Below are 3,669 nucleotides of genomic sequence, written 5' to 3'. Positions count from 1 at the left end.
AGTCGAAGCGATGCGCGAACGGATGAATAAAATTCACATGCGCGGACGGATCGTCAATGGTACACAAATCGGCAGCATTAGGCTGAGAACAAATCCCTACTTCTTCACCGATGTAGAGCATGGGCGCGTCATCGCGTTCGCCTTCCCCAATGACGATCCGTCCGCGCATGTGAATTTTATTCATCCGTTCGCGCATCGCTTCGACTGCAACACGATCGGCTTCATTCTTGTCGCCCTTACCCATCAAGCGTGCTGACGCGATCGCCGCTTGCTCTACTACTTCAATAATTTCTAAACCTAAACTATTTTCCACTGCTATTTGCTCCTAAAAAGCTCTATTTATAGGGATTTGAGTCGTCTACAAGTCTACCAGAGCGTGGGGACGCGTGGGCACATATCAGACTTTTGTCGCTTTGGCGACGCGGCAGGGGATCGCTGAATATTCACAGTAGATCGGAGTAAAATCTCTATATCTACCAACTACCGAATAGATGCTCATTAGCGATCTTGGCGAACGTGGATTACTAAAGTTAATCTCTCCTTATTGTCGCCCCCAGACGATCGGGGACGACGGGGCGATTGTCCATCCACCAGCAGGTTGTGAGCTAATAGTCACGACGGATGTATTGGTCGATGGAGTACATTTTAGCGATCGGACGACGACAGCATTTGATGTCGGCTGGCGATCGGTGGCAGCGAATTTATCAGATCTGGCGGCAATGGGTGCCACACCCTTGGGAATTACCGTCGGGTTAAGTTTGCCCCCGACGTTACCTGTCGTCTGGTTGGAGCAGCTTTACGTGGGGATGCAGGCTTGTTTGGCGCAATATGGAACGGGAATAATTGGCGGCGATTTGACCCGATCGAGTGTAGCGACTGTGGCGATTACCGCATTAGGTAGTGCCCCGAGCCAAAATATCGTCGCCCGATCGACTGCTCAAGTTGGCGATGCGATCGTGGTGACGGGTTATCATGGAGACGCTGCTGCCGGATTGCAATTGCTGCTCAATCCCGAGTTAGGTGTCGATCGATCCAATTTCCAACAGCATCGAGACAGGCTAATTACCGCTCACCAGCGACCCCAGCCGAGGCTAGATGTATTGCCACTGCTGCAAGGGTTGCGAGCTAATAGCGATCGAGCATTGGTGGTAACGGGGATGGATAGTAGCGATGGTTTAGCAGATGCGATCTTCCAAATTTGCGAAGCCAGTGGCGTGGGTGCTAGATTGACGCGATCGACTATTCCGATCTCACCATCCTTATCCCAACTTTTTCCAGATCCGGCTCTAGCATCCGCTCTATACGGTGGAGAAGACTTTGAACTAGTATTAACTATGCCCGAGGCGATCGCGCGTCAATTGGTCGATTTACTAGGCGGTGGGGCGGCAATTATCGGTACGATCGTCCAGCATTCCAATATTTTAATTATCGACGATCGCGGGGATGAGGCACCGATCGATCTAGGAGAGATGTTTGCCAGCGAACCGCGCAAAACTGGATTTCAGCACTTTTAGTAGTGGATGTGCTGTGCCAGACGGGAGTATCGATCGTTCCATGTGTTGACTCAGGGAAGTGACGATCTCGATCGCTGTACACTCAAAGCGATCCGAACTATGCTAAACACGTACAGAAAAACCCCGCTCATTTAACTGTTTTTCCACCTCCCCACCCTATGCACTTCTACCACTCCGATTCCCAGCTAACGCTATTAGCCGAGCAAGCTCTAGCGGACACTCATGCCAAATTCTCCGATCTCCAGCCAGAACAGATTGCGTTGACATGGCTGGTTTACGATCGACCGATCCCGGTGAATACTGGTGGTGCGATTACCGCCGATGAACTGTGGACGTATCCCGTGCGGGGCTTTAATTATCGGGGTGGCGAGCGCATTTATCCAGCCAGTATCGCCAAATTATTTTATTTACTGGCGATGCACGAGTGGCTAGAGCAAGGGATGGCAACGGCTTCTGGCGAACTCGATCGCGCCTTGCGCGATATGATAATCGACTCTAGCAATGATGCCACTAGCCTAGTCGTCGATACCCTTACTGGTACAACTAGTGGCCCCGAACTGTCTGCGGGGCCATTTGAAACCTGGAAAGCTCAACGCAATCTGATCAACCGCTATTATCAATCCCTGGGCTGGTTGGAATTAGACCCGATCAATGTCAATCAAAAGACCTGGAGCGATGGCCCCTACGGGCGGGAACGCTTGTTTGTCGGCGAAATGCGCGAAAATCGAAATATGGTCACGACCGATGCTGTAGCCCGGTTATTGCATAGTATCGTCGGTGGTGCTGCCGTCAGCGGCGATCGATCGAGTCAAATGATGCAACTACTCCACCGCGATCTCAACTTAGCAGGAGTTACCCCCGATTCGGGCGAGGAGAACCAGGTAAATGGCTTTCTAGGCGGGGGTTTACCATCTGAGAGTCAAATGTGGTCGAAAGCTGGCTGGACATCCCAGGTGCGCCATGATGCGGCTTATATCGAACTAGTCGATCGACAGCCTTATTTATTAATTGTGTTTACGGAAGGGACGGCAAACAGCCAAAATCGCCAGATTCTGCCCTTTATTGCCGATCGATTTGTCATGGCAATGGCGCAGATCCAAGCTGACTAAATTATTCGATCTGTAGAGGTAGAGGTAATCCCTCAATTCCCCCTACCTCGTGGCATACTTTTAGATCTACCGATCGATCCCTATTTACCATCATGTCTTCTGTCGCCGTCACCACCTTTAGCTTTGAAACAGTTAGTCTCGATCGCAATGGTGAAATAATCGATCGACAACCCAGATCGGCACAATGCCTGATAGAAAGCTTGGGTGGAAGCTTGACGCTAGAGCTAGTGTTGATTCCCAGCGGTACATTTATGATGGGGGACGCACGACATCATCAAGACGAGCAGCCGATCCACCCAGTTGCGATACCATCTTTTTACATGGGCAAATACCCGATTACTCAGGCGCAATATCGATCGGTCATGGATGGTAGTAATCTGGAGACGGCGCTAGATTACCCGATCGAAAACATTAGTTGGCATGATGCCCGAGAATTTTGCACGAAACTATCCCAAAAAACTGTTAGAGAGTATACGCTACCGAGCGAAGCGCAGTGGGAATACGCCTGTCGTGCTGGTACGGACACCGCTTTTTACTTTGGCGATATAATTACTCCTGAATTGGTAAATTACAACGGGAACTACCCCTATAATGGCGCTCCTGTGGGCGAAAATCGGGGCGAAGCGACACCAGTAGGGATTTTTCCGCCGAATGCCTTTGGCTTATATGACATGCACGGAAGTGTCTGGGAATGGTGTCTCGATGGTTATCAGGCAAGTTATCAAGGTGCGCCGACAGATGGCACGGCATGGGTAGCAGATCGAAGCGATGCCAATATCAAACGAGTCATGCGCGGCGGCTCCTGGGATTATGTCGCGCGTGGCTGTCGCAGTGCCGTACGCTGTAGTCTAGCTCCCGAAATTCGGATCGGCGGCTGCGGCTTGCGAGTCGTGCTCGATACCGACTTCAACAAAGCCGTCAAGCCGGGGAACGGTTGACACCTGACTGCTGCTATGTATCTACTTAACCTCGGTTCGAGATAAGAAGAGCCTAGAGACTGGAAGTCTCCTCCGAGTTGTGTGCGTCAAGACAACGACAAGACAGCG

The 3,669-nt window shown here is 51.0% G+C and carries 4 protein-coding genes; 3 read left to right on the top strand and 1 reads right to left on the bottom strand.

The genetic code is table 11. The annotated features are described in order from the left end of the window. A partial coding sequence (locus RMO35_RS09735) for a fructose-bisphosphatase class II (RefSeq protein ID WP_309740693.1) occupies nt 1-313 on the bottom strand: 313 nt, incomplete at its 3' end. 178 nt (nt 314-491) lie between these two features. Here RMO35_RS09735 and thiL point away from each other — a divergent pair. The 3 genes from thiL to RMO35_RS09720 all read left to right on the top strand — a co-directional run bounded on the left by thiL (nt 492) and on the right by RMO35_RS09720 (nt 3,561). Then, a complete protein-coding gene (gene thiL / locus RMO35_RS09730) occupies nt 492-1,514 on the top strand; it encodes a thiamine-phosphate kinase (protein ID WP_309740691.1) in 1,023 nt (340 codons plus the stop codon). A 158-nt stretch (nt 1,515-1,672) separates the two neighbouring features. Next, nucleotides 1,673-2,623 (top strand): serine hydrolase, encoded by a 951-nt coding sequence (locus RMO35_RS09725; protein ID WP_309740689.1) that lies wholly within the window; start codon nt 1,673-1,675, stop codon nt 2,621-2,623. Nucleotides 2,624-2,715: 92 nt separating this feature from the next. Beyond that, a complete protein-coding gene (locus tag RMO35_RS09720) occupies nt 2,716-3,561 on the top strand; it encodes a formylglycine-generating enzyme family protein (RefSeq protein WP_309740686.1) in 846 nt (281 codons plus the stop codon). Nucleotides 3,562-3,669: the final 108 nt, after the last annotated feature.

Source organism: Chamaesiphon sp. OTE_20_metabat_361 (assembly GCF_031364565.1).
Note: the sequence above shows the minus strand (reverse complement) of the source record. Positions and strands in the feature narration are given on the sequence as shown.